The sequence below is a fragment of the Candidatus Merdisoma sp. JLR.KK011 genome (genome assembly GCF_036941125.1).
In the GTDB taxonomy this organism is placed as follows: Bacteria; Bacillota; Clostridia; order Lachnospirales; family Lachnospiraceae; genus Laedolimicola.
This window is the reverse complement of record NZ_JAYWSZ010000003.1, coordinates 1,696,552-1,723,233: the sequence shown is the minus strand read 5'-3', so window position 1 is coordinate 1,723,233 and position 26,682 is coordinate 1,696,552. Positions and strand designations below refer to the sequence as shown.

Genomic DNA, 26,682 nt, shown 5'->3' with positions numbered 1-26,682 from the left:
CGTGACATCATGTATGCTCAGACTGCTCACGATAAGCATTGGGACAGTTCTGAGCGCATCAAAAAAGGAGGTTAGCCAAATGGTATACAGCTATTATCCGGGCTGTACCTTGAAGAACAAGGCCCAGGACCTGGATCAATATGCCAGAATGTCGGCAGAGGCTCTTGGCTTTACCCTGGAAGAAATCGAGGAATGGCAGTGCTGCGGCGCTGTCTATCCCCAGGCTTCCGACGAGATAGCCACAAAGCTTTCAGCAGTGCGCGCATTAAATGACGCAAAGGAAAAGGGCCGGGATCTGGTAACTCTGTGCTCCGCCTGTCATCATGTCATCAAGCGCGTCAACGATGATATGAAGCATGTGGAGGACATCCGCACAAGAGCCAACAACTACTTAAAGCTTGACGCGCCCTACGAGGGAGAGACGCAGGTTCTTCATTTCCTGGAGGTCTTAAGGGACAGGGTCGGCTTTGACACCGTAAAGGAAAAGGTGGTAAATCCCTTAACGGGCAGAAAAATCGGAGCCTACTACGGCTGCATGCTCCTTCGTCCAAGCGGCGTTATGGCCTTTGACGATCCGGAGAATCCCACGATTATAGAAGATTTTATACGTGCTCTGGGAGCCGAGCCGGTGGTGTATCCCTACCGGAACGAGTGCTGCGGCGGTTACATATCCTTGAAGGAAAAAGCCCTGGCCGGAAATCTCGTAGACCAGGTGATGGAATCTGCCGCAGACAAGGGAGCGGAAGAGCTCATCACAGCCTGCCCTCTGTGCCTGTACAATCTGAAAAACAGCGGAGGGGCGAAGAAGCTTCCCGTCCGTTATATTACGGAGCTTCTGGCAGAGGCCCTTGGTCTTATCACAGAATAAAGGAGGTCGGAAAAGGTGCACAGAACAGAACAAGAACAGGCAGAGCTGATCAAAGAGATCAGCGGCGTCAACACAAAAAAATGTATGAAATGCGGAAAATGCTCCGCCTCCTGTCCGGCCTATGAGGAAATGGACATCCGTCCCCATCAGTTCGTATCCTACGTGCAGAATGGAGATGTCAATGCACTTCTTGCATCCAAAAGCATCTGGAAATGCTTATCCTGCTTTGCCTGCGTGGAGCGCTGTCCCAGAGATGTAAAGCCGGCGAAGCTTATCGAGGCAGTCCGTCTTATGGTCATCCGTCAAAGAGGCGGCAATTATCTGACGCCGGACGAGGTGCCGGAACTTCTCGATGAAGAACTTCCGCAGCAGCTCCTTGCAAGTGCATTTCGCAAATATAGTAAATAACAGAAAGGTTGGAGGTGAATCGCGTGCAAAGAATAGGAGTATTTGTCTGCCATTGCGGCACCAACATAGCGGCAACCGTCGACGTTGCCCGGGTGGTGGAAGCGGCGGCTCGTGAGCCGGGGGTTGTCCATGCAGAGGACTACCAGTATATGTGCTCCGAGGCCGGACAGCTCAAGATCCGCGAGGCAATCAAAGAAAAAAACCTGACAGGCATTGTCGTCTGCTCCTGCTCCCCGCGGATGCATGAAAATACATTCCGCCAGGCCGCAGAGCGCGCAGGCATCAATCCCTACATGGTAGAGATCGCCAATATTCGCGAGCATTGTTCCTGGATTCATAAAGATATAGAAGAAGCAACAGAAAAAGCAGTGATTCTGGCAAGGGCGGCTATCGCAAAGGTAACCTTGAACGCCCCCTTACAGGCAGGCACCAGCAGAGTGGTAAAGAGAGCTTTAGTCATCGGCGGCGGAATCGCCGGTATTCAGACAGCCCTTGATATTGCGGACGCAGGCTATGAGGTAGATATCGTAGAAAAGACGCCGAGTATCGGCGGAAGGATGTCCCAGCTGGACAAAACCTTCCCCACCCTGGACTGCTCGGCCTGTATTCTGACGCCGAAGATGGTGGAGGCGGCGGCCCACGACAAGATCACCATTTACACCTACAGCGAGGTGGAAAAGGTATCCGGCTTTGTGGGAGACTTCCAGGTGGACATCCGCAAAAAGGCCAGAAGCGTCGATATGAGCAAGTGTACCGGCTGCGGCGTCTGCCAGGAGAAATGTCCATCCAAAAAGACGCCCAACGAGTTCAACCGGGGGTTAAATAACAGAAGCGCCATCTACACGCCCTTTGCCCAGGCCATCCCCAATGTGCCGGTGATTGACCGGGAGAGCTGCATCAAGTTCAAAACGGGAAAATGCGGCGTCTGCTCCAAGGTCTGCCAGGCCGGAGCCATTGACTATGAGCAGAAGGATGAGATCGTAACCCAGAATTACGGCGCAATCGTAGTAGCTACCGGCTTTGATACCATCAAGCTTGACAAGTATGACGAGTATTCCTACAGCACCAGCCCCGACGTCATTACGTCCTTAGAGCTGGAGCGCATTATGAACGCTGCAGGGCCGACCAAGGGACACCTGGAGCGTATGTCCGATCACAAGGCGCCCAAGTCCATGGTATTTATCCAGTGCGTGGGCTCCCGCTGCGCAGACAAGAGAGGGAAAAGCTACTGCTCCAAGATCTGCTGTATGTACACGGCCAAGCATGCCATGCTCATCCGCGACAAGTATCCGGATGTAGAGGTAACCGTATTTTACATAGATGTGCGTACACCTGGCAAGAACTTTGACGAGTTCTACCGCAGAGCCGTGGAAGAGTACGGCGTCAATTACATCAAGGGCCAGGTAGGAAAGGTAGCCGAGAAGGGCGGCAGGCTTCTGGTTCAGGGCGTGGATCTTATTGACAACAAGCGGATCCTTATGGAGACGGATATGGTGGTTCTGGCAACAGCCATTGAGCCCAATCCGGATGTGCGTAAGATTGCTACCATGCTCACGGCAAGCATTGATACGAATAACTTCTTAACCGAGTCCCACGCAAAGCTGCGTCCGGTGGAATCGCCTACGGCAGGTATCTTCCTCTCCGGCGTCTGCCAGGGACCCAAAGACATTCCGGAGACCGTGGCCCAGGCCGGCGCAGCCGCCGTGAAGGTGGTAGGGCTTCTGGCCAAGGATCACCTGGTGACGAATCCCTGCACGGCCAAGTCCGACGAGCTTTTGTGCAACGGCTGCTCCTCCTGCGAAAAGGTATGTCCCTACGGCGCCATTTCCTATGAGGAGAGGGAGGTCAACGATCACGGCATCCGTGAGACAAGAAGAGTGGCAAATGTCAACAGCGCACTCTGCCAGGGCTGCGGCGCATGTACCGTTGCCTGCCCCTCAGGAGCCATGGATCTGCAGGGCTTCTCAAACAGACAAATTCTTGCGGAGGTGGATGCGATATGCAAGTAGACAAAACAGAAGAATTCCGTCCGAAGATCGTAGCCTTTTGCTGCAACTGGTGCAGCTACGCCGGAGCGGATCTGGCCGGCAGCAGCAGACTTGCCTATCCGGCGGACGTGAAGATTATCCGGGTGCCCTGCTCTTGCCGGGTGAATCCCATGTTTATCTTAAGAGCCTTCCAGAGAGGAGCCGACGGCGTGATTTTGTGCGGCTGCCATCCGGGGGACTGCCACTATACAACGGGGAACTATTATGCCAGAAGAAGAATGACCTTACTGTTCTCCATGCTTGATTATCTGGGCGTGGAAAACGGCAGGACCCGTGTGGAATGGGTATCCGCCGCAGAGGGCGTGAAGTTCTCCACTACCATGAATGAGTTTGCAGCCAAGATTCATTCCCTGGGCGAAAATGTAAGATTGGGGGATTTGCGATGCAAGAGAGATTAATGGAACGGGCAAAGGAACTCCTGGCAGACGGAACCGTGGTACGCGTTCTCGGATGGAAACGGGGAGATCTGGGCTACAATCCGGAGCCGGCTTATTTCAACAGCCCGGAGGAATTAGAGGATTTCGTGTACGACGGCTTCTGCGGAGCCAACCTAAGCAAATATATGATAAATGCCGGAAAGCAGGAGGGAAGCACCCTGGTATTCTTAAAGCCCTGCGACACGTACAGCTTCAACCAGCTTATCAAGGAGCATCGGGTAAACCGGGATAAGACATATATCATCGGCGTGGGCTGCAAGGGAACCCTGGACATTGACAAGGTAAAAAATGCAGGCATCAAGGGAATCGAGACCATTGCTGCAGAGGGAGACACCCTGAAGGTACAGACCATTTACGGAGAAAAGGAATTTCCTTTTAACGATGCCCTTTTGGAACGCTGTACCGTCTGTAAGGGCAAGACTCATCAGGTATACGATGAACTGATTGGCGCAGAGGAAGGCGAGGAAGCGGGCCCGGTGGGAAACCGTTTTGAAATGGTGGAAAAGCTGGAGGCCATGACGCCCCAGGAGCGTTTTGCATTCTGGCAGGGCGAACTGTCCAAATGCATCCGCTGCAATGCCTGCCGCAACGTATGTCCGGCCTGCAGCTGCTTAAAATGCGTCTTTGACAGCAATAAATTTGACTCCGTCCAGAAGGCCAATGTGGATACCTTCGAGGAACAGATGTTCCATGTAATCCGGGCCTTCCATGTGGCGGGACGCTGTACGGACTGCGGAGAGTGCAGCCGGGTATGCCCCCAGGGCATTCCGCTTCATCTCTTAAACCGGAAGTTTATCAAGGATATCAACGAGTTCTACGGGCCTTACCAGGCAGGAGAGGACACGGACAGCCGGGCGCCTCTTACGGACTTTACCTTTGAGGATGCGGAACCCGGTATCGTGGCCGAGAGAGGAGGGAAGCGCTAAATGTACCAGATAAAGAAAGACCGCCTGCCGGAATTGTTTGCGGCTATGGCAGAGGCACAGGATTTGTTTCTTCCCATCCGGAAATGCAATCAGACCAACTACGGTCTCTGGAGCGAGGAAGCCCAGGTGGATCTGGATACCTTAAAAACCGTGAAATCCGGCAAAGACTGCTTCTTCCCTCAGAGCGAGACCTTATACAACTGCAAAAAGGAAGAGGGAAAGCTTTCCATCGATCCGGCAAAGCTTACAGATACGCCTTTTGTGGTGTTCGGTATGCGTGCCTGCGACGTACAGGGCTTAAAGGTTCTGGACAATGTATTTTTAAACGACCCCGTGGACAGCTTCTATGCGGCGCGCCGGGAGCACGGCACCGTGGTAGCCATTGCCTGCCATGAGCCGGAGGAAACCTGCTTCTGCAAGGTCTTCGGCATTGACGCAGCCAACCCGGCGGCAGATGTGGCGGCCTGGTTTGTGGGAGAGGATTTTTACTGGAAGGCGCTTACCAAAAAGGGCGAAGCTCTTACGGAATCTGTGAAAGAGCTTTTGACGGATGCGGACGAGGCGGCTGTGGAGGAAGAAAAGAAGCAGATTCAGGCTGTCATCGAGAAGCTTCCCTATTCCCATCTTGACCTTTCACGGTTTACCCCGGAAAGAACCATGGAGCTGTTTGACTCTCCTTTGTGGGAGGAAATGTATCAGCCCTGCCTGGCCTGCGGCACCTGTACCTTTGTGTGTCCCACCTGCCAGTGTTACGATATCAAGGACTTTAACACAGGAAGCGGCGTTCAGCGTTACCGCTGCTGGGATTCCTGCATGTACTCTGACTTTACTATGATGGCTCACGGCAATATGCGTACCAGCCAGATGCAGCGGTTCCGCCAGCGTTTTATGCACAAATTAGTATACTATCCGGCTAACAACGACGGAATGTTCTCCTGTGTGGGATGCGGCCGCTGCGTGAGCAAGTGTCCGGCTTCCTTAAATATAGTAAAGGTGATTAAGAAACTGGGAGGTGAAGGGTAATGGGCGAGTGTACCTGTGGAGGAAATCATAAACACGACAACCTGATCCCCATGATTGGTGTGATTACGGATATTCGTACGGAAACTCCCGATGTGAAGACCTTCCGTGTGGTAGGACGGGACGGAAAGAAGCTTTTTGAGCATATGCCGGGCCAGTGCGCCATGGTATCCGTACCAGGCGTGGGAGAGGCTATGTTTTCCATTACCTCTTCTCCCACCAACAAGGAATTCCAGGAATTTTCCATCAAGCGCTGCGGCAGCCTTACGGACGTCCTTCACGGAATGAATCCGGGGGACGAGATTACCGTGAGGGGACCTTACGGAAATGCATTTCCGGTGGAGACGGCCCTGAAAGGGGAAAATCTTCTGTTTATTGCCGGAGGAATCGGCCTTGCGCCCCTTCGCTCCGTGATCAATTATGTACTGGACAACCGGGAGAATTACGGAACGGTGGAGATTCTTTACGGCTCCCGCTCTGCGGATGATCTGGTGCAGCTTGAGGAGATTCAGCAGGTATGGTGTAAGACAGAGGGCGTGGATGTGTATCTGACCATTGACCGGGAGCAGGAGGGCTGGGACGGCCATGTGGGCTTTGTTCCCTCTTATCTGAAGGAAATCGGATTTACCACCAATAAGAAGGTTCTTGTCTGCGGGCCGCCCATTATGATTAAGTTCGTTCTGGCAGGCCTGACGGAGATGGGCTTTACCAAGGAGCAGATATACACCACCCTGGAGCTTCGCATGAAGTGCGGAATCGGAAAATGCGGCAGGTGCAACATTGGCTCTAAGTATGTATGCAAGGACGGGCCGGTGTTCCGGTTTGATGAAATCGACGAATTGCCCCCTGAGTACTAAGAAAGGACTGGTATAAATAAAATGCAGGAAATGGTAAACGTATATTTTTTTGGAAAACAGTATTCCGTACCGGCAGAATTGACCATTATGACCGCAATGGAATATGCAGGCTATAAATTAGTCCGGGGCTGCGGCTGCCGCCATGGGTTCTGCGGTGCCTGTGCAACCATTTACAGAATCAAGGGAAATAACGAGCTGAAAACCTGTCTGGCATGCCAGACACAGGTACAGGAGGGCATGTATGTGGCCACCCTGCCGTTCTTCCCTACTGACAAGCGGAAATATGATATCAACGAGGCAGAGGCCAAGCAGAAGATTATGATGGAGCTTTATCCGGAGATCTACAGCTGTATCGGCTGCAATGCCTGTACCAAGGGCTGTCCTCAGAGCCTGAATGTAATGCAGTACATTGCATACGCCCAGAGAGGCGATTTTGAGAAATGCGCAGAGGAATCCTTCGACTGCATCGGCTGCGGCATCTGTTCTTCCCGGTGTCCGGCAGGCATTTCCCATCCTATGGTAGGCGTGCTTGCAAGACGCCTTACGGGAAAATACATTGCTCCCAAGTCCCAGCACCTGGCCGAGCGTGTGGAGGCTATTAACAGCGGCGAGTTCGACAGTCTCATTGAGCAGGTGATGCAGAAGCCTATCGAGGAGATGAAAGAACTCTACAACAACAGGGATATTGAGAAATAGGAGGGGAGCGTATATGTTTACAGCAGAAATGTTGGAATCCATTAAAAAGGTAGAGGCTACCAGAGCCGGGCGCATCGGCATGGAGCCCAGAAGAATGACGGCTGAAGAAAAAGACGAGCTTCTCCGCAAATTCCATCCCGATTACCGGCAGGAGGGCTTTCAGGAGCTGAAGGTCGGCCCCAATAAGGGAGAAAAGGTGCCCTTTGAGCTTGGAACCTTACTTCACTCCAACAGCCGGATCAAGGATGTTCCCATTGACTTGAACCAGGCAGCTTATGACGTGGATGTGTTGGTCATCGGCGGCGGCGGCGCGGGCTCTTCCGCAGCCATTGAGGCTCATCAGGCAGGCGCCAACGTAATGATGGTGACGAAGCTGCGTATCGGCGATGCCAATACCATGATGGCAGAGGGCGGTATCCAGGCGGCGGATAAGGAGAATGACTCTCCCCAGCAGCATTATCTGGATGCTTTCGGCGGCGGACATTTTGCCGCAAGGCCGGAGCTCCTCCGCCGCCTGGTGATGGAAGCGCCCGATGCGATTAAGTGGCTCAATGAGCTGGGCGTTATGTTTGATAAGGATAAAGACGGAAGAATGGTAACCACCCACGGCGGAGGAACCTCCAGAAAGCGTATGCATGCCTGCAAGGATTACTCCGGCGCAGAGATTATGCGTGTGCTTCGGGACGAGGTTTGGAACCGTCAGATTCCCATTGCAGACTTTACGGCGGCTGTGGAGCTGATTAAAGATGACAAGGGACAGGCGGCCGGCGCCGTACTTCAGAATATGGAGACCGGCGAGTACAAGGTGGCCAAGGCTAAGACGGTGATTATTGCTACCGGCGGCGCAGGACGGCTCCACTACCAGAATTTCCCGACCTCCAACCATTACGGGGCGACTGCAGACGGTCTGGTGATGGGGTATCGTGCAGGCGCGCCTCTGTTGTACCAGGATACCATTCAGTATCATCCCACCGGTGTGGCTTATCCGGCGCAGATCTTCGGCGCACTGGTGACGGAGAAGGTGCGTTCTCTGGGAGCTATGCTGATCAATGCAGAGGGCGAGGCCTTTATGCATCCTCTGGAGACCCGGGATGTGTCTGCGGCTTCCATTATCCGGGAGTGCAAAGAGAGAGGCAAGGGCGTGCCTACGCCTACCGGCTTTGGTATCTGGCTGGATACGCCTATGATTGAGATGATTCACGGCGAGGGAACCATTGAGAAGCGGATTCCTGCCATGCTTCGGATGTATCTGAACTATGGCATTGATATGAGAAAGCAGCCCATTTTGATTTATCCTACCCTGCATTATCAGAACGGCGGTCTGGAGATCGGCGGCGAGGGCTTTACCAAGGCGATTCCCAATCTTCTTGTGGCTGGAGAGGCCGTGGGAGGCATTCATGGAAGAAACCGTCTGATGGGCAATTCTCTGCTTGACATTATCGTGTTTGGCCGGAATGCGGGTAAGGCTGCGGCGGCCAAGTGTAAAGAGGTGGAGCTTGGAACCATGAACCTGGATCACATCCAGGCTTATGCAGGAGAGCTTGAGAAAGCGGATCTGCATACGGGAGAGGTTTCTCCGCTGCTTCTGCCGAAGTATACCTTTGGTATGCCGAAGTAAAATATCACACAGTAAGCTGTGAAGTGTTTCATTTCTGCGGCGGCTGCCGGATCTTCATGCTGGCACAAAGTAAGCCCTGGGGCGAGAGGGTGTCTTGGGCTATGGATGTCCGGTTGGCTGTCCGCAGGAATAAAATTGAAAGGGAGTGTGTTATGGGAGTCGTAACATGGTTTCAGGAAAGTATATTTTCCAATACACTGATGATGGTGTTTCTCATTGCCGTTATCGGCTATTTGGTTGGCAGTATTAAGATTTGCGGATTGGAGCTGGGGACTGCCGGCATTTTGCTGGTGGCTCTGGTTTTTGGACATTTTGGAGTGGAGATTCCATCGCTGGTTCGGGAATTGGGTCTTATCTGCTTTGTGACATCCGTAGGATTTATTGCGGGACCGAAGTTTTTCCGGAATTTTAAGTTAAATGCTACTTCCTATATTTTGCTGGGAATTATTGTGATTGCGGCAGGTGCCCTTACTTGTGTGGCAGTGATTAAGATGTTTGGCGTGCCTGTGGATATCAGTTTGGGTATGATGACAGGAGCACTTACCAGTACGCCGGGACTTGCGGCGGCTTTGGATGCTACGGGATCGGATGCGGCGTCCGTGGGTTATGGAATTGCTTATCCCTTTGGCGTTGTGGGCGTGGTTCTGTTTGTGCAGCTTGTTCCGAAGCTTTTGAAGACGGATATGGCGGCGGAGCGTGCCAAATATGAGGCGGCGGCTAATGTGAGTGAGGAAGAGTACCACAAGACGAAGAAAGAAGAGCTGTTCTATGCGGACAGTATGGGATTTTTTCCATTTTCCCTGGCAATTGCTTTTGGGATTATTCTGGCGAAGATTGAGATTCCTCTGCCCGGCGGTGCGGTGTTTGCTCTTGGAACTTCCGGCGGGCCTTTGATTGCCGGATTGATTTTGGGGCATTTTGGACATATCGGCCGTTTAAGTGTTAAGGTGGAGAAGCATGTTCTGGAGTGTCTTCGGGAATTTGGACTGGCGTTGTTCCTGCTTGGGGCAGGTTCTCAGGCCGGGGCGGGCTTTGTGGAGATCTTAAAGGAACAGGGTGCGTTGTTGTTCCTTTATGGTGCTTTGATGACGCTGATTCCTATGCTGCTTGGGTATGTGTTTGCGGCGAAAGTGCTGCGGCTTAGTATTTTTAATACGCTTGGGTCTATTTGCGGCGGAATGACCAGTACGCCGGCTCTTGGAACGCTGATTCGTGTGACGGAGACGGATGATGTGGCTTCGGCTTATGCGGCTACTTATCCCATTGCGCTGGTTATGGTGGTGCTGGCCAGTCAGTTTATTGGGATCTTTTTGTAGCGGGAAGTTATGTACAAAGAGAACGGATGGCGTTCGGGATATTTTCGTACAAGGCAGAGGCTTACATGGACAAAGGATATCAAGCGGCCCCGATTTATAACAGCATACTTTACCCTTAGTGTGTAAGGGGACACACGCCCCATAATCGCAAATCTGTGGTGCAAAACCGTGTGACTGCTTGTACACTGAGGGTATTCGCATTGGAGCCTGAAACATGGAGATAAATATGAAAAAGAAGAAATTTTATATTTCTGTTCAATGGAAGATTTATGGCTGCATAGGGATTCTGCTTTTGTGCATTGGATATTTGAATGGCTGCGCCAGCCCTGTAAATAATGCAGCGGCAAAGGAAAGCACAGAGGATGAGTTTCAAGGTATCTATGCAGAGGATAACAGATTAGAATTCGTCAGTCATGAAACCTATGAGTATGACAAAGACGGTTCTTCCAATAGCAGTCTCTACTATGCACAGATAAATAAAATCTATGATGAAGAAGAGATTGCAGAGATTTCCCATGCATATTTTGACGAACAGAATCGTTTGCTCTATGTGTTAGGGTATTCGCCTAATATACTCGGCAACAGCTGGAGCTACTGTGAAGAAAATGTTTACCAGCGAGATGATGAAAAAGGTACGTGTAGATACATTTACTTTAAGTCGAACAGTATGCCTTACAGGGACGGCTATTATGTGGCGGCCCGGTATATGTTTGAGGTTTCGGATTATCAGTTTGATGAAGAGGGCAGACTACAGCGGAGTTTGACCTACAGGCGTGAGGTAGGTTCTGATCCCAACGGTTACAGCCCGGAGCTTTTTTTCAGCCGTGGATATCAGGCCTCTTATGAGGGAGCCCGTCTTATGGAGGAGCTGCAGTACTATGATTACTGGGGAACAAATGAAGTGGGTGCATGGGAGCATCGCCTCTATCAATACAATGATCAGGGAATCCCTATTCTGGAAGTGGTAACAACAGAGGACGAGATCACGCTCTATTCCTATGAATACCATGAGGACAGAGGGCAGGCAGAGGTATATACCTATCTGGTTAAAGAGGATTGGGAGCTTTCCTGCGAGGATGGAAGCATTTATTGTTTTCGTCCCCAATGGGAATCGCCTGCAATTAAGAAAGTGGCAGCGGACGGGACTGTGGAAAAAGAACTATTTTATGGAAAAGGGATGGATCTGGGGCAGCAGCATTATCTGATGCCGGAAGAAGTGGAAGAAACGATGGATGATCATAGGTATATAGTAAGTCCGGGGGACTGTCTGTGGAATATTGCGCACAAAAGCTATGGATGTGGTGAATATTATGACCTAATCTATCGTATGAACAGAAGTGTTATTGGCTGGGATGAAAATCTGATTCTGCCGGGAACACGATTATATATACCAGAAGTAGGAAATGAGCAGGATACGAAAGTGGGCGGCTGATGAATTTTCAGAACAGTCAGAGATGTATTCCTTGGATATTTCCTGTAATTTTAATTCTTTTATTGATACCCTCAGTGTACAGAGGTGTATATCCTTCTGTACATTGAGGGTATTTTTGAAATATTTCTATAAAAATAAAAAATCTTGTTAATGAAATTTGGTGATAAACTATATCAGGATAAAAAATGGTGTTTCTTTGTTTTTTCAATAAATTTTCTTAAAAGTTTCCTGCAAAGAGCCGAATCTATCTTTATCTTTTACAGTGTCCATATTAGTCAAATGGAATGACAAGTACGATTCTGAAAAATACTTTAAAACTTTCAATATATAATTTGACTTTCATTTTTTTGTGTGGTATATTTATAACATAAAGAGCGAAATACACCTCATACGAAAGGAGAATTTTTATGAAACGCAGGATTAACTACTTAGGACTTTTATCTCTGTTAGCATTGATAGCGATTTTAGGGTGGCAGACAGAAAATAAAGGTCTATATGGCTTTTTTGGATTTGCATATTATTTTCGTTATTTCTGGGTAATACCAGATGAATTTTTTCGGCTTAATGTACAAAAAGCTGCTGTATTTGCATTCATGTCGGAAATGATTTTGCTGGTTCCTTTTATCTTTGTCTGTACTTTTATTTATGGTGCTGCGAAAGCTGTTCCTGCTTCTTTTTCCTTAAGTTTTGCAGTAACCATTTTAGCGTTTACTATTGCTCTTATTTTTTTAGAGTGGAGAGAACGAAAGGGAGCAGAGAATGATTAAAAACCGGATAAAAGAATATAGGGCAAAGTACGACATGAAGCAGGAAGATTTGGCTAAACTTGTAGGAGTTCGCAGAGAAACGATTGGAAATCTTGAAAAGGGTAAATATAATCCCTCATTGGTTCTGGCATGGAACATTGCAAAGGTATTTCATGTTTCAATCGAAGAAATTTTTACTGTTGAGGAGTAGAGCCGATCAAGGGAGTAACAATACAAGAAAATTTGACCAGACAATCGTGTCTAATGGTGAAAATAGGGAATTTCCTGCTTTGTGTCGTGTTTTGCTGTCGACATTTATGGTAATGTGCAAGGAGGAAAACAGGATGGATACGAAAAAGGAGGATTTCTAAAGATACTTCGCAGGGAAAAAGGACTGACACAAGAACAACTTGCGGAAATTCTCCTTGTATCGGGAAGGAACGACTTCCAACCGCTTCCCGGTATCATTATCAACGAAAATAGAAAAATAAATCTTTCGTTTGCAATGTGAAAAATCATCGATGGATATATTCTTCACTTCGTAATTGATGACTGGATCAGCTTTTTTAATGATTCTCAGAATGATATTGTTTAGAAAGAGAGCTTGACAATAAGAAGTGCGAGCTGATCGCCTATGAGGATCTGGGCACGGAGTGAACAGTAATTAAAGAACAGGCTAAGGTTATGGTTACATGATTTTAGCCTTTTTTATGATGGAGTTAAGAAGTCTATGATGAGCCTAAACTGCTTATCTTTCCAACAAGGTGTGGTTTGGGGTGGTGAAAAAGTGAATGTGTGTTGTAAATGGGGGGTGGTTATTTTATAATGGGGTTAGTTTGTTGGAGTGATTGGATAGGCGAGGGGTGTTTTTGGGCTTGTGTTTTTTGGCGGGGGTTGAATGATGGAAGGATTGGAGGAGAGGTTGTATGAGAAGGAATTTGAATGAGGTAATACGGTTGAGTGACAGGCAGAAGGAGCGGCTTGTTCGGGAGATTAGGGCGTTTTATCTGGATGTCCGGGGGGAGGAGATTGGGATTATTGAGGAGCGGCAGCTGCTGGATTTGTTTTGTGAGCATCTGGCGCCGATTGTTTATAATAAGGCGTTGGATGATTCTATGCGCTGGTTAAAGGAACAGGTGGGGAATATTGAGGTTGATTATTATTTGTTGTATAAGGATGTGGAGTAGAGGGGGAGTTTGTTAAAAAATGTTGATTATCACCCTTGCCACTGCCAGTGGCGGATATTCCAAGTAAAATCGGTGGATTGCTGCATCAATATTTGGTAGGATAAAAGCGGCTGCCTGTGTTTCGAAAAATTTAGTCTCTCTTAAGCCTCATATGGTAAGCTATGCTTACTGGATGAAGTCCGGCTGTCTTGATGGAGCAGGCATTCACAGGTATTCCAAGGCTGCGAAGAAAGCGAGGTGAGAACATGAGACTTTTGATAGCAGAAGACGATCCCAGACTGCTGAAAACATTAATTCATATCTTTGAAAGCAATAAATTCATCGTAGACGGTGTATCAAACGGCACCGATGCCCTTGCCTATGGGGAGACGGAAGAATACGACGGCCTGATACTGGATATTATGATGCCTGGGTATGACGGCATACAGGTGCTGCAGGAATTGCGCAAGAAAAAGATCACAACCCCGGCGCTTTTTCTGACGGCTCGCACGGAGGTGGAGCAGAGGGTGGAGGGGCTGGATGCCGGGGCGGACGATTATCTGCCGAAGCCCTTTGCGGCCTCCGAGCTTCTGGCGCGGACAAGGGCCATGCTGAGGCGGAAAGACAACTACTGCCCGGATCTGCTGGCGCTGGGAGATGTTTTTCTGAACCGCTCTACATATGATTTAAGCTATAAGGAAGGCATACAGGCATTGAGCGGAAAAGAATTTCAGATTATGGAAATGCTGATGCAGAAGCCTCATATGATTATATCGACGGATCAGTTTATATCACATATCTGGGGATGGGACAGCAACGTGGACACCAGTGTGGTGTGGGTACACATTTCCAATCTGCGGAAGAAAATCAGCGGGCTTCATGCGCCTTTGGAGATCCGGTTTGTCCGCAGTGCGGGATATGTGCTGGAGGAAATCCCTTAAAACGGTAACGCAAATCTACCCGGATGATGCAGTGATACCCATGGGCTTTTGACTGTGTCAGAAAAGAGGAAATAATGATTTACAGCTTACGCAGGAAATTTATCCTGATCTCTACCATTTCCGTATTTTCCGTACTCATTGTTATCTTTGCGGTTATGTATGTGATGAATCATATGCAGCTAAATCACACAATGGATACACTGGCGGATGCCATAGTTTCAAATGACGGTGTTTTTCCAAGACATGATAAGGGGGGACGGCCCTTTCCATCCGGCGGTGCACCACACATGGACATTATTACAAAAGAAACCCCTTTCAGCACCCGTTTTTTTACGGTGTGGCTTGGGGCGGATCACCAGATTGTAAAGGTAAATGTGGAATCTGTTTTTTCCATCACAGAAGCAGAATCCCAGGAATATGTAGATCATGCACTGGGAAAAAAGTGTGAAAGGGGCTGGGTATCCGATTACCGTTTCTGCGTTTTCCAGTCGGGGAATCAGACGGCAATCGTTTTTGTGAATGGTGAAATGAACCGTATGATGTCTAACCGCTTTCTGCTGACTGCCCTTCTGACTTTGGTGGGAAGCGGTATGGCCGTTCTGTTATTGATTATTTCTATTTCAAAGAGGGCCGTTTATCCGGCTGCGGAAAGCTATGAAAAGCAGAGACAGTTTATCACGGATGCAAATCACGAATTAAAGACGCCTCTAACACTGATATTATCGGACTTGGATATCGTGGAATCGGAAGTCGGAAAAAATGAATGGCTTGACGATATGCGAAGCGAGGGCGAGAGAATGCGTACCCTGATTAACCAACTGGTTACCTTATCCAGAATGGATGAGGATCAGGCGAACTTAAGCATCGCTCCCTTTGATTTGAGCGGAGCAGTATTAGACACCGTATCCGAATTTCAGTCCCTGGCGGAAGAACGGAAAAAGCATCTGACGGCCAAAGCGGAGCCGTCGGTAGAGTATTGCGGCGATGAAGGGCTGATCCGTCGTCTCCTTACAATTCTTCTGGACAATGCAGTGAAATACTGCGACGAAGGCGGCAGCATAGAGGTCATGCTCTATCGGAAACGCCGTCCGGTCATCAAGGTTGAAAACACCTATGGAAATGTGGACAGCCTTAAGCTTGACAGGCTGTTTGACCGTTTTTACCGCGGGGATAAGTCACGAAGCTTTGACGGAAGCTTTGGCGTGGGCCTGTCCATTGCCAGAGCAATCGCCAAAAATCATCATGGAGACATTGCTGCGTATAAAAAGGAACAGACCATCGGATTCAAAGTAGAGTTAAAATAGAGAAGCAAAAGCGGCTTTACCCTTTAGTGCTGTCGCGCAGCGACTATAGATAGGAGACAATTCATGGAACAATATCAGAAACAAAAAGCCTCGTCTGAGGGCATCCGAATTACGCTGAGTGATTTAAAGGAGCAATTATACACCCTTAACATGCAGATGCTGCTGGCAATACAGTGCCGGGATGAGAAGACACAGGAGGAAATCAGAAAGAAAATGGAGGAGCTGCAAAAGCAGATGGCTCGTTTGAGTATGGGAGAAAGGCTGTCCTCCTAAAATATACTTACAAATTTACAAAAATCCCCGTTAGGAAACACAATGCACCAAGGCATTGATTCCTGTGGGGATTTTTTTAGCTTTACAGCAGTCCGGAGCTTACGGCGGCCCCTTATTTCACAGACTGTTCACAAGCTTCTTTAGGTAAGCTTTAGGCCGTGCTGGTATCGTAATGGAAGCCGGCACAGCCTGCATTTTTGGGCAGGCGGATGCAAAAAAGCAAATGGCAAAAGCAGCAAGGAGGCTTACGATGATTTCAGTAGAACATTTAACAAAATGCTATGGAGACGTAACGGCCATTGATGCTCTCTCCTTTGAGATTGATGAGGGGCATGTATATGGATTCCTCTGGCCAAACGGTGTATACATTTACCTCGGAAGAAAGGGATGAAGAACAGATCTGGTATTACCAAGAGGAAGAGCTTTCAGACTTAAGAACGGCATTGGTATACCTGGAGGCAGACCGTTTTACGGAGGAACAACAGGCCGGGAAGGAGGAAATCAGTCTGACGGTCTATCTGGAAAATGAGAATTGGCCCAAAATCGAGATAAAGCTGTACCGGTATGACGGGGAATACTGCCTGGCCGCAGTGGACGGAGAGCCTGTTTCCCTTGTCAAGCGTTCTGTGGCAGTGGATTTGATGGAAGCAGTACGCGGGATTGTGCTTTAGAATACAGACTGTTTGAAAGGAGTGGGATTGCGTTGAAGGATAAAAGCGAAGCATTCCGGCACGAATTGAAATACCGGATCAGACCAGCCGACTACTATGCCATCCGCCAAAGGCTGCGCCCGGTTATGAAGCCGGACGAGCATACAAGAGCAGACGGGCGGTATCTGATTCGGAGCATTTACTTTGACAATGTGCAGGATAAAGCGCTGCGCGAAAAAATAAACGGTGTGCAGAAGAGGGAAAAATTCCGCATCCGCTATTACAATGATGATTTTTCCTTCCTTATGCTGGAGAAAAAGATAAAACGGAACAATCTGTGTATGAAAATAGACGCAGAGCTTACGAAAGAGGAGTGCCGGGCTATGCTGGCCGGAGATATGGGATGGATGATAAGCCATCCTTCCGGCCTGGTGCAGGAGCTGTACTGCAAAATGAAGAGTCAGCAGCTGCGCCCAAGGGTTCTGGTTTCCTATGTAAGGGAACCATATGTATATAAGGCAGGAAATGTCCGTGTTACCTTTGATTCCAATATTCGAAGCACCCTTTTTCACAGGAGATTTTTAGAAGAAACTGTGACAGACATCGGCGTGGCCGGCAATCCGGGCGAGATGATATTGGAAGTGAAATTTGATGCTTTTCTGCCGGAGGTGATTCAATCCCTTCTGCAGACAGAGGGAATCTGGCAGCAGGCATATTCAAAATACAGCGCATGCCGCAGATTTGGTTAAAAAAAAATTGGAATATTACGGAACTGGAATAAAAAACAGTAATATTTCTCACAGTGCACAAATCGATTTCCAGGCGCATGTTTTTGTGACTGGAAATTGATTTCATACCCGTGTACTGGGAGGAATATTACGGAACTGGAATAGGAGCAAAAAGATGAGTTTTAATGACATTTTCAAATCAAGTTTTCTGGAAAACGTATCAGAATTTTCTATGATGGACACTTTTATTGGATTGGCAGCGGCCCTGGTGATCAGCCTGTTTATTTTTGTTATCTATAAAAAGACCCTGACCGGCGTGATGTATTCCGACAGCTTTGCCTTAACGCTTGTGGGGCTTTCTCTTGTAACAACACTTGTTATCATGGCGGTTACGTCCAACGTGGTTCTGTCCCTTGGCATGGTAGGCGCTCTGTCTATTGTCCGCTTTCGGACGGCAATTAAAGAGCCGGTGGAAATTGTTTTTTTATTTTGGGCCCTGGCCGCCGGTATTGTGATAGGAGCTGGGATGATTCCCCTGGCCATGATTGGATCGGCGGTTATCGGCGTGATTTTACTGTTGTTTGCCAATCGAAAGATACATAGCTGCCCTTATATTCTAGTCCTGGAACTAAAGAACGAGAAGACGGAAGAGGCTGTTTTGCAGATTTTGAAACAGAGTGTTGAGCATTACATCGTAAAATCCAAAACAATAAATGCAGCCGGTATGGAGCTGACAGCAGAGCTGCGCACAAAAGACGCCGGGACGGCATTTGTCAACCGAATTCACGATGTTCCGGGAGTGGAAAACGCAACGCTTGTGAGCTACAACGGCGAATATATGTCTTAACGGAGGAGCAAGCTATGATCGCACAGAAACACATGGCCAAAATCGCCGCTGCACTTATGGCCGCTGCCGTCTGCCTGTGCCTGGCCGCAATCATTTTTGCAGGAAAGATTTCAGAGAGCCTCGGCGGTTCGGGAATCGGGATGGAGTATAAGTCCAGGCTCTTTGACACGGAAGAAATCCTCTGCATCAATCTAGTGATGGACGAAGAGGATTGGGTGGATATGCTTGCCAATGCTGCGGCAGAAGCCTATTATTCCTGTGATGTGGAAATCAATGGAGAAATGTTTTACAATGTAGGGATCCGTCCCAAGGGGAATACGAGCCTTACTGCCATTGCCGGTGACCCGGATACAGACCGGTACAGCCTGAAGCTGGAATTTGATCAATATGTGGAAGGCCAGACCTGCTATGGGTTAGACAAATTGATTTTAAATAACGGCTATGCCGATGCAACCAGTATGAAAGAGGCATTGGTTTATGATATGTATCAATACCTGGGTGTGGATGCCTCTCTTTATAATTACGCAAAAATATCGGTCAACGGCGAATACTGGGGTGTGTATCTGGCGCTGGAAGCAGTGGAGGACAGCTTTCTTCTGCGCAATTACGGGACAGAAAAAGGCGCGCTTTATAAGCCGGACAGTATGGATATGGGAAACAAAGATGGAAAAAGCTTTGGCGGTATGCAGCCGCAGGAGCGCAAAGAGAAGAATGATTTTAACCCCGGAAGGCAGGACGGACCCACAAATGAAAATGCTTCCGCAGAAAAAATGCCTGATATAGAAAGAATGCCTGACGCAGAAAATATGCCTGACGCAGAAAATATGCCTGACGCAGAAAATATTTCCCCTCTGAGAGACGGCAAAGACGGCGGTTTTTCTATGAACGGCAGCGGAGCTAATCTGAACTACACGGATCAGGACTTGGACAGCTATTCCGCTATCTGGGAGGGAGAGGTGACAGATACCACGGACGCGGATCATAAACGTGTAGTAAAAGCGTTGAAAAATATTTCAGAAGGTACAAACCTTGAAACATATATGGATGTGGAGAATCTTCTCAGGTATATGGCGGTTCATGTGTTTTCTGTCAATGAGGACAGTCTTTCCGGAATGATGGCGCATAATTATTATCTGTATGAATCTGGCGGCCAGCTCAATATGCTTCCCTGGGATTACAACCTCGCTTTCGGCGGTATGGGAGGTATGGGAGGAAAGGGCCGCAGCGACAGCAAAGATAGTACGACAAGTATGGTCAATGACGCCATCGACCATGCCTTTTCCAGTACGGAATTTTTTGATATGCTCATGGAAAATGAGGAATATCATGCAAGGTATTATGGTTATCTGAAGCAGCTTGCGGAGGAATATATAGATGGCGGTGGGTTTGAAACGTTTTACCACCGTACGCGCAGTCAGATTGACTCTTTGGTTGAACAGGACCCTACGGCTTTTTATACCTATGAAGAATATGAGGAAGCGGCAGAGACCCTTTACGAAACTGTACGGCTTCGCGGCCAGTCCATAAGTGGGCAGATAGAAGGGACGATTCCGGCCACGGAAGAGGAACAGAGAGATTCGGATGCGCTGATTGATGCCTCCCATCTGGATGTGAGCGTCATGGGCAGTATGAGTATGGGGGATCGTATGAGGGACTGGAACGGAGAGGAAGGGGAAGACACGGCGTCTCCATCCGATGGCAGCGAAGCTTTGCAGAACCTAGAGACACCTCCATTTGACGAAGAAATGCCAGGCGGCGCACAGCCGCCTGGAACTGGTATGGAAAACATGCCCAATATGAATTTTGACAGAAGCAGCGCAGGCAAGATGACAGCGGATAATCTGCTCTTGTATGGCGTATGCGTGGGCATTTTGGTGATTGCGCTTGTATCTGCAAAGCGGTATCGAAGGCGAAAACATTGATGTTTGCAATAGCGAGGCAGCGGATTCATCGAACATAGAGGCTGTCGAACATAATAGGATGTATATAAATATCACGCCGAAAGAAAATGAAGTGATTGTAAAATCCTTTAAAACTCGTTATACTAGGAGGAATGATGATGAAAGCAGCTTTTATGGATTATACAGGTACGATTGTGCAGGAGGGCGGAAAGGAAATGCAGGAAACCGTCATGACGATGTGTCAGAATAGTAACCTGCACGAACCAAAAACTTTACTAAAAGAATGGTGGGGAATTGTCAAGAGATTGGAAGCGGAGAGCTGCGGCGATTCTTATTTGTCTGAGGATGAGATTGCAGATCGGGCGCTGAATTTCTTTGTAGAAAAATATCAACTTAAAGCAGACCTGGAAGAATTACATAAATTGATACAAGGTTTTTGGGTAAATGCTCCTGTTTTTTCAGATGTAAAGGAATTTTTTGAGGCATGTCCCCTGCCGATTTATGTAATCAGCAATAATGGAATACAGTATGTGAGCCGGGCAATGGAATTAAACAGCCTGTCACCGGCGGGGATTGTGTGTGCAGATATGGTTCGTGCCTATAAACCTCATAGGGAATTATTTGAAAAGGCATTAGAAGTCAGCGGCTGTGCGCCTGAGGAAGTGCTTCATGTAGGGGATTCTTATCAATCAGATGGAATTGGGGCAGTATCGGCGGGAATTAAACCGGTCCTGATTATAAGAAATGGGCCCAATGAACATCCGGAAATTACGACTGTAAAAAAATTATCCGAAGTATTGGATTTGCTGCATTGATGGAGAAGCACGAAAACAGCAGGCAGCATCCTCCCACTGATGAGCCGGGAACCAAAAAACAGGTTTCCGGCTCTGATACTATTTATTTACTCTTTCAAAACAGCGATATAATAAAAAAGTACAAAATCAAAAAAGAAAAATGATAAAAATTGGTATTGCGGCCGGTTTGTTCATTGGCGGATTATTTCTTTCTGGGACACAGAAATAAGCATGAATCAGAATTAACCGCTGCTTATGCCGATAAAAAGAAATCATCTCATATTCTTAATCTTGTTGGGATTGCTTTTATTGCCATTGGATTTTTATTCTGTCCAATGATTGTGCCTGCTGAAATGTATGTTTTAGATAATATCGTTTTGGCTTGCGGAATGGTATTAGCCGGCACAGGAGCTTTCTTATGCGTATATATGGCTGGTATTGTCCGGGCATACCGATTACTGATTATGAATGAAGAATATCATGAAAAAAGAAAGGCTTCCTAAAGGGGCAGAATTCGTTGGAACATTTCAGCTTTCACAGGAGGAGACAATAAAATTCGGAGAAAGCGAAACGAACAAAGAATTGTATCCTGTATGCGAAATACTCTGTTATAAGGATATACCTTATGTCACACTGGAGATTGCCGGTATGAAAATGATATTTAAGATATCAGACACGGCTATGGAATATCTTGCAGGTTATTTTCGCTAATACATTTTTAATACTTGTTATCAATTCCAATCAAAAGCACACCGGCTTCCGGCTTGTAAAATCAGGAGGTTTATGGTAGTATGAAGATACAAAACGGAAAGAAAGGCAGGTGTGGGGATGTTGACAACGGCGGAACAGCAACATCAGGAAGATCTACAGCGTCTGCGTGATTTACGGCCGATTGATGATGACTTCATGCGTTGTCTTTTTAAGGATAATATACCATTAGCAGAATTGGTGCTGCGCATTATCACAGATAAGCCGGATTTGATTATTACTGATTGTGAAACGCAAAAGGATATGAAAAGGCTGGCCGGGGCACGCTCTATTTGTCTGGACGCATACGGCACAGATTCAGCCGGAAAAAGATACGATTTGGAAATTCAAAGGCAGGAAAAAGGAGCAGATCCCCATAGGGCAAGATACCATTCCAGCGTGATGGATGTAGAGAATCTTCATTCCGGGCAGGACTTTAAAGAACTGCCGGACACCTACACGATCTTCATTATTGAGAAAGACTTTTATGGCAAAGGAGAGCCGGTTTATCCGATTGAGAGGATCAACCTTGCTACAGGTAAATTTTTTGAAGATGGGGAACATATCCTTTATGTAAATGGCGAATACAGGGGAGAATCCAATCTTGGAAAACTCATGCATGATTTTAACTGTACACAAGCATCTGATATGAATTTTGAACTGATGGCAGACCGAACACGGTATCTGAAAGAAAACCCGAAAGGAGTGAGTGAGATGTGCCGCATCATGGAAGACATGAGAAATGAATCACTGAAAGAGGGAATAAAAGAGGGAATAAAAGAGGGAATGAAAGAAGCAGCACTTCGTATGTTAGCTGCCGGAAAATACGCCTTAGAAGAAATTGCGAATATTTCGGGGCTTTCCCTGGAAGAAGTAAACCAACTGAAAGCAGAGCGAAACGCATAAGTTGTTCGTATCAATGGGCCAGGAATCTAAAAACAGGTTCCTGGCTCTGATATTGTAAATAAATGGGGCTAAACCAAATGAACCATTTCACAACAGGAAAATTTATATCAGAAATAACAGGAAAAAAATTTGACACAGGAACAGCCGGCAGATTATGATATAGTTCTTAAGGAAAGTATCAGATTCAGAGCAGAAAAAGAGAACAGCTTTATACAAAAGATAAAACTGCTCGGAATGTGATTCTTTCCAATTGTACCAATTCGCGGACGTGCAGCCGGTATGTATATGGGGATAGTATCTTTTCCAGCTCCCCTAAACAGGAGAATCCTATGAAAAAAGGCTGTGAAGGCAGGTCTTTGTTATGCGGTATTCGTATTTAAGGGCATGCTTCACAGACCTTCCGCCGGGAGGTCTTGAAAAACAGTATGAAAAAACGCTGTTTTATCCGGAAGGCGCATGCATTCTTCCAAGCTGCTTCATGGAAGCACAGCCGCACTCCGGGCAGATGCGGATATCAAAACCCCAGACCGCTTTGAGCAGTTCTGCCATGGCCATACCGGCATAACGCTGCCGGAAACGCTGTCCGCCCTGAAGTTTAAAAATAACCGTCAGGTTGTGTGTCTTCATGCGGTTGTTCAGGAAACCATAGTACCGGATTTTCTGAAAACCGGAAGGCAGGACGTGCATCAGATAGCGGCGGATGAATTCAATGTTGTCCAGTGTAATGGTGCGTTTTGGGTCATTAGGTTTTAAACCTCTGGCAGAAAAAGAGACCGAATCCCGTGAAACGGAAAGGAGCCTGCTGTTTGAAACAGCAATTCTGTGGGTGTAACGCCCAAGATATTCAATTGCATTGCCGAATCCGTTGAATGTTTCTTTTATGTAAGGGCACCAGTCCTTTGCATAAAGGGAATCCTTCCACTCCCTGAAAGAGCAGGGATTTTTAAGAGCGGAGCAGGAGGAAGGAAAAGCAAGGGAGCCGTCTTTGTAAAGCAGGCTGAGGCAGGCCATAAACTTTCCCTTGAATTTATCCCTCAGAACCCTGACCGGAATAAAAAAGTTATTGGAAGAGAGGCGTATCTTATGGTCCTTTGTAAGACCGCCTCCGGAAACAATACAGTGCATATGGACATGGTAGGAAAGCTCCTGGTTCCAGGTATGGAGGACCTGTATGATGCCGGGCACAGCCCCGAGATATTTCCTGCTTGAAGCTAATTCGAGAAGGGTCTGGGCGCAGCATCTGTGGAAAAGTCCGTAAAGAAGCTTTTGGTTGTGGTAAAAGAGCGGCCCCAGTTCATGCGGAAGAGTAAATACCACATGGAAATAGGGGGAATCGATAACCTCGGCCCTGCGCTTGTCCACCCAGATTTCTTTTAAGACAGCCTGACAGTCAGGGCAGCTGCGGTTACGGCAGGAATTATTGTGGAATACCATATGTCCGCAGCAGTCACAGCGGCTTACGTTACACCCGAGGGAAGGGGATTTACATTTCAGGATGGAATGTGCCGCTTTACGCTGTACATCCGACAGATAAGGCGCTTTTGCGGAATAAGCCTGATAAGAAGCTTCAAATACCTGCCGGATCTTAAATTCACCCATGAGAAACACCTGCCATGCGGTCAAAAGGGCTGACGGCGGAGCCGGTGCCATTGGAGGCCAGATGGACATAAATGGCGGTGGAGCTTAAAGATTTATGTCCCAGCAGAGCTTTAATGGTAAGCAGGTCAACGCCATCCTCATACAGATGGGTGCCGAAAGCATGCCGGAAAGAATGGCAGGTGAGCCTGCGCTCCCAGCCAAGGCGGTCCTCATGGGCATGGATATGCCTGGAAAGGAAAAAGGTGTCAATGGGCCTGTCCTGTCCGTTCTGCTTGGGGAAAAGATATCCCCGGGGCTTTCCGTATTGAAACCAGTACTGGGTAAGCAGGTCAAGAGCGGCTGTTGAAAGGATGGCATAGCGGTCATGGCGGTTCTTGCCATGAGTGATATGGAGTCTGAGATTCTTTCTGTCAACATCTTCATAACGCAGGGAGCATACCTCCCCGATGCGGAGGCCGGAGGAATACATCAGGGCAGTCATGGCCTTCTGCTTTAAATCAGGCATAGTGGATATGAAAGTCCAGGTATCCTGTCTGGAGGGGACATAGGGAAGATATTCATCGAACCTGCGGAAGGGTAGCTGGGTATCGTCCCATGTTTTGTGGAGGACATAGATGGTAAAAAAGCGGAGCTGTGAGATGGCACAGTTGATAGTCCTGTCAGAAAGGTTTCTGGATTTCTGGAGCCAGCGGATATAATCACGCAATTCATTCCAGGAAACATCTTCGGGAGCTTTAAGGAGAAAGCGGGAAAGGTAATCCAGATAGGCACGGATATAGGTGCAGTAATTTTTGAGTGTATGGTCCGTAAGGCCACGCAGGGAGATCATCTCCCGGAAAGTGTTTAAATAATTGTCCATAATAAAATCTCCTTTGATGAAATGTAAGAAAACAACGGGTTACATTTCAGAAAAGGCGGCGGACGAGGAAAATAAGATATACAGTTGTTGAAATGAGAAATCCATGATAAAATAAGCATAGCAGTTTTGGTTGTTATGTGATTGTGGATTAGGGGTAATTCAACAATACAACATAAAAACAAAAACTGCTACTTTTTTCTATAATGTAGCGAGAATAATTATAACTGGAGCTAGCCGTCGCGCTAGCGACTTGGTACAATATACCATATTATAAAATAAACATTTACAAACGCTGAATATACGGATGGCAATAAGCAGAGTTTCGTTTCAACGAAATTTGAAGTAATGGAGATAAAGGATGAACAATAAAGACATTGTAAAATATTTTTACGAAGTGATCGTTTCAGAAAATAGACTTGAAGCTCTTTCTAAGTACATAGCAGAGGACTGTATGCAAAGAACTGGTGAAAAAACAATTTTCATAGGAATAAACGGAATGAAGCAGCATGTTATAGCTGTGAAAAAAACGTATCTTGACTACACTATGAAAATTATTCGCCAATATGCAGAAGATGATTATATTATTTCAGAATTTATTATGAGAGGAACACACAGGGGAGATTTTGTCGGGATAACACCTACAAATAAAGTTTTGGAAATTACAGGGGTTAATATTGATAAAGTCATAGATGGAAAAATTGTTGAACATAGTGGTGCTGCGAATACCTTTGAAACCTTTTTTGAACACCATTTAATTAAACCCGTATAAAAGAAACCAAAAGAAATATGTTTGATTAGGTATTGTTCAAATGCTCTGCCCGGAGCTTTGCTGCATGGGGGTGGATAGAGGAAATCTGCAAAATGGGGTTATTTATAGAAAAAATCTCTTATCTGCTAACCAAAGAAAATGTATCCATTCCAATGATAAGATTAAAAGGAAATGAGAATATCATAGAAAAACTACAACATTTACTCTAAATCGTAAAAGGGAGGATATCATGTCAGTTCATGTAGCAGAAACATTTGAATTGTTGTTTGATAAAAATAATACAGCTGCTTATAAAGCATTACAGGAGTTACAAAAAGAAAGTGAAAACACGAATAGCGTTTATCTTTATATGGACAGATTAAGCGATATGCTTGACAGTGATAATTCTTATATTTGTACAAGAGGGCTTGTATTGCTTGCTCTTTTTGCACTTCATAATGCAGACACATCGGTTTATGACGATAGTATGCAGCCACTCGTTTATAAGGATATTCAAAAAGCATTGAAAGAAATAGAAAAATTGTAACAGATGCATTCAGAATTTAAAAGAGACCATCAATGGAAAAAGCAGATATAAAAGCAATTGTTGAAAACAGGTTCCGTGAACTTGGAGCAAAGCAAGTAGAATTATATCCCTCCGGCATTTGCTGGACAATGAATGGAGAATTTTTCAAAGTATCTACATTAACAGATTTTTGGGTCATAGAGTGGACGGATAACCATTCCTATGCTTCAAATTACTGCTTTGAAGATATTGACCCAATGCCATATGATCTATCTGAACAAGAGATAATCCGGCACATAGATCAATTATTGCTACAATAAC

At 47.0% G+C, this 26,682-nt stretch carries 31 protein-coding genes; 29 read left to right on the top strand and 2 right to left on the bottom strand.

The genetic code is table 11. From position 1 onward, the window contains the following. Positions 1-79 precede the first annotated feature (79 nt). From VV089_RS09395 to VV089_RS09270, 26 genes are all read left to right on the top strand, one after another. Positions 80-868 (top strand): CoB--CoM heterodisulfide reductase iron-sulfur subunit B family protein, encoded by a 789-nt coding sequence (locus tag VV089_RS09395; protein ID WP_172541564.1) that lies wholly within the window; start codon positions 80-82, stop codon positions 866-868. A gap of 15 nt (positions 869-883) precedes the next feature. After that, positions 884-1,276: a 4Fe-4S dicluster domain-containing protein gene (locus VV089_RS09390; protein WP_172541565.1), complete on the top strand. Its 393-nt coding sequence runs from the start codon at positions 884-886 to the stop codon at positions 1,274-1,276. 23 nt (positions 1,277-1,299) lie between these two features. Next, positions 1,300-3,285, top strand: coding sequence for a CoB--CoM heterodisulfide reductase iron-sulfur subunit A family protein (locus VV089_RS09385; protein WP_172541566.1), 1,986 nt, complete (start codon positions 1,300-1,302; stop codon positions 3,283-3,285). After that, on the top strand, positions 3,276-3,722 hold the full coding sequence (locus VV089_RS09380; protein WP_172541567.1) for a hydrogenase iron-sulfur subunit: 447 nt from the start codon (positions 3,276-3,278) through the stop codon (positions 3,720-3,722). Before VV089_RS09385 ends, VV089_RS09380 begins: the two co-directional genes overlap by 10 nt. Continuing rightward, on the top strand, positions 3,707-4,687 hold the full coding sequence (locus tag VV089_RS09375; protein ID WP_334335701.1) for a 4Fe-4S dicluster domain-containing protein: 981 nt from the start codon (positions 3,707-3,709) through the stop codon (positions 4,685-4,687). Before VV089_RS09380 ends, VV089_RS09375 begins: the two co-directional genes overlap by 16 nt. Then, the gene (locus tag VV089_RS09370) at positions 4,688-5,710 is read left to right on the top strand and encodes a 4Fe-4S dicluster domain-containing protein (protein ID WP_172541569.1); all 1,023 of its coding nucleotides are present in this window, start codon (positions 4,688-4,690) and stop codon (positions 5,708-5,710) included. Further along, positions 5,710-6,564 carry an FAD/NAD(P)-binding protein gene (locus VV089_RS09365; RefSeq protein ID WP_172541570.1) on the top strand — a complete coding sequence of 285 codons (855 nt, stop codon included), beginning with the start codon at positions 5,710-5,712 and terminating at the stop codon, positions 6,562-6,564. Before VV089_RS09370 ends, VV089_RS09365 begins: the two co-directional genes overlap by 1 nt. Before the next feature lie 21 nt (positions 6,565-6,585). After that, a complete protein-coding gene (locus VV089_RS09360; protein WP_172541571.1) occupies positions 6,586-7,260 on the top strand; it encodes a 4Fe-4S dicluster domain-containing protein in 675 nt (224 codons plus the stop codon). A 13-nt stretch (positions 7,261-7,273) separates the two neighbouring features. Next, complete coding sequence (locus tag VV089_RS09355) at positions 7,274-8,878, top strand: FAD-dependent oxidoreductase (RefSeq protein ID WP_172541572.1); 1,605 nt, start codon at positions 7,274-7,276, stop codon at positions 8,876-8,878. A gap of 152 nt (positions 8,879-9,030) precedes the next feature. Continuing rightward, positions 9,031-10,194: a permease gene (locus VV089_RS09350; RefSeq protein WP_334335700.1), complete on the top strand. Its 1,164-nt coding sequence runs from the start codon at positions 9,031-9,033 to the stop codon at positions 10,192-10,194. A 226-nt stretch (positions 10,195-10,420) separates the two neighbouring features. Beyond that, on the top strand, positions 10,421-11,626 hold the full coding sequence (locus VV089_RS09345; RefSeq protein ID WP_334335699.1) for a LysM peptidoglycan-binding domain-containing protein: 1,206 nt from the start codon (positions 10,421-10,423) through the stop codon (positions 11,624-11,626). Between the two features lie 407 nt (positions 11,627-12,033). Further along, positions 12,034-12,393, top strand: a complete 360-nt coding sequence (locus VV089_RS09340) for a DUF3796 domain-containing protein (protein WP_172541575.1) — start codon at positions 12,034-12,036, stop codon at positions 12,391-12,393. Then, positions 12,386-12,583 (top strand): helix-turn-helix transcriptional regulator, encoded by a 198-nt coding sequence (locus tag VV089_RS09335; protein ID WP_172541576.1) that lies wholly within the window; start codon positions 12,386-12,388, stop codon positions 12,581-12,583. Before VV089_RS09340 ends, VV089_RS09335 begins: the two co-directional genes overlap by 8 nt. Positions 12,584-13,298: 715 nt before the next feature. Then, complete coding sequence (locus VV089_RS09330) at positions 13,299-13,559, top strand: DUF2164 domain-containing protein (protein WP_334335698.1); 261 nt, start codon at positions 13,299-13,301, stop codon at positions 13,557-13,559. 245 nt (positions 13,560-13,804) lie between these two features. Further along, positions 13,805-14,479: a response regulator transcription factor gene (locus VV089_RS09325; protein WP_172541578.1), complete on the top strand. Its 675-nt coding sequence runs from the start codon at positions 13,805-13,807 to the stop codon at positions 14,477-14,479. A 74-nt stretch (positions 14,480-14,553) separates the two neighbouring features. Beyond that, complete coding sequence (locus VV089_RS09320; RefSeq protein ID WP_172541579.1) at positions 14,554-15,783, top strand: sensor histidine kinase; 1,230 nt, start codon at positions 14,554-14,556, stop codon at positions 15,781-15,783. Between the two features lie 63 nt (positions 15,784-15,846). Then, entirely contained in the window at positions 15,847-16,056 is a 210-nt protein-coding gene (locus VV089_RS09315) for a hypothetical protein (protein ID WP_172541580.1), read from the top strand. 250 nt (positions 16,057-16,306) lie between these two features. Further along, complete coding sequence (locus VV089_RS09310; protein ID WP_334335697.1) at positions 16,307-16,447, top strand: hypothetical protein; 141 nt, start codon at positions 16,307-16,309, stop codon at positions 16,445-16,447. Continuing rightward, a complete protein-coding gene (locus tag VV089_RS09305) occupies positions 16,395-16,727 on the top strand; it encodes a hypothetical protein (protein WP_334335696.1) in 333 nt (110 codons plus the stop codon). The genes VV089_RS09310 and VV089_RS09305 overlap by 53 nt, the downstream gene beginning before the upstream one ends. A 32-nt stretch (positions 16,728-16,759) precedes the next feature. Further along, complete coding sequence (locus VV089_RS09300) at positions 16,760-17,455, top strand: polyphosphate polymerase domain-containing protein (RefSeq protein ID WP_334335695.1); 696 nt, start codon at positions 16,760-16,762, stop codon at positions 17,453-17,455. Between the two features lie 154 nt (positions 17,456-17,609). Next, positions 17,610-18,281 (top strand): DUF4956 domain-containing protein, encoded by a 672-nt coding sequence (locus VV089_RS09295; protein ID WP_172541583.1) that lies wholly within the window; start codon positions 17,610-17,612, stop codon positions 18,279-18,281. Between the two features lie 14 nt (positions 18,282-18,295). Further along, on the top strand, positions 18,296-20,203 hold the full coding sequence (locus VV089_RS09290) for a CotH kinase family protein (RefSeq protein ID WP_334335694.1): 1,908 nt from the start codon (positions 18,296-18,298) through the stop codon (positions 20,201-20,203). A gap of 137 nt (positions 20,204-20,340) precedes the next feature. Beyond that, positions 20,341-20,997 (top strand): HAD family hydrolase, encoded by a 657-nt coding sequence (locus VV089_RS09285; RefSeq protein WP_334335693.1) that lies wholly within the window; start codon positions 20,341-20,343, stop codon positions 20,995-20,997. Between the two features lie 173 nt (positions 20,998-21,170). Continuing rightward, entirely contained in the window at positions 21,171-21,479 is a 309-nt protein-coding gene (locus tag VV089_RS09280) for a hypothetical protein (protein WP_172541586.1), read from the top strand. Beyond that, positions 21,457-21,687, top strand: a complete 231-nt coding sequence (locus VV089_RS09275; protein ID WP_334335692.1) for a hypothetical protein — start codon at positions 21,457-21,459, stop codon at positions 21,685-21,687. Before VV089_RS09280 ends, VV089_RS09275 begins: the two co-directional genes overlap by 23 nt. A gap of 117 nt (positions 21,688-21,804) precedes the next feature. Next, positions 21,805-22,629: an Rpn family recombination-promoting nuclease/putative transposase gene (locus VV089_RS09270; RefSeq protein WP_172541587.1), complete on the top strand. Its 825-nt coding sequence runs from the start codon at positions 21,805-21,807 to the stop codon at positions 22,627-22,629. Between the two features lie 441 nt (positions 22,630-23,070). On the opposite strand, the gene VV089_RS09265 is transcribed toward VV089_RS09270, so the two are convergent. Together VV089_RS09265 and VV089_RS09260 are read right to left on the bottom strand one after the other, a co-directional pair. After that, positions 23,071-24,228 (bottom strand): IS91 family transposase, encoded by a 1,158-nt coding sequence (locus VV089_RS09265; RefSeq protein ID WP_334335691.1) that lies wholly within the window; start codon positions 24,226-24,228, stop codon positions 23,071-23,073. After that, a complete protein-coding gene (locus VV089_RS09260) occupies positions 24,221-25,087 on the bottom strand; it encodes a tyrosine-type recombinase/integrase (protein WP_334335690.1) in 867 nt (288 codons plus the stop codon). Before VV089_RS09260 ends, VV089_RS09265 begins: the two co-directional genes overlap by 8 nt. Positions 25,088-25,445: 358 nt before the next feature. Here VV089_RS09260 and VV089_RS09255 point away from each other — a divergent pair, with 358 nt between their 5' ends. The 3 genes from VV089_RS09255 (at position 25,446) to VV089_RS09245 (ending at position 26,681) form a co-directional block, all read left to right on the top strand. Then, positions 25,446-25,856: an ester cyclase gene (locus VV089_RS09255; protein ID WP_172541588.1), complete on the top strand. Its 411-nt coding sequence runs from the start codon at positions 25,446-25,448 to the stop codon at positions 25,854-25,856. A gap of 229 nt (positions 25,857-26,085) precedes the next feature. Continuing rightward, a complete protein-coding gene (locus VV089_RS09250) occupies positions 26,086-26,382 on the top strand; it encodes a hypothetical protein (protein ID WP_334335689.1) in 297 nt (98 codons plus the stop codon). 32 nt (positions 26,383-26,414) lie between these two features. Continuing rightward, a complete protein-coding gene (locus tag VV089_RS09245) occupies positions 26,415-26,681 on the top strand; it encodes a hypothetical protein (RefSeq protein WP_172541589.1) in 267 nt (88 codons plus the stop codon). Position 26,682: the final 1 nt, after the last annotated feature.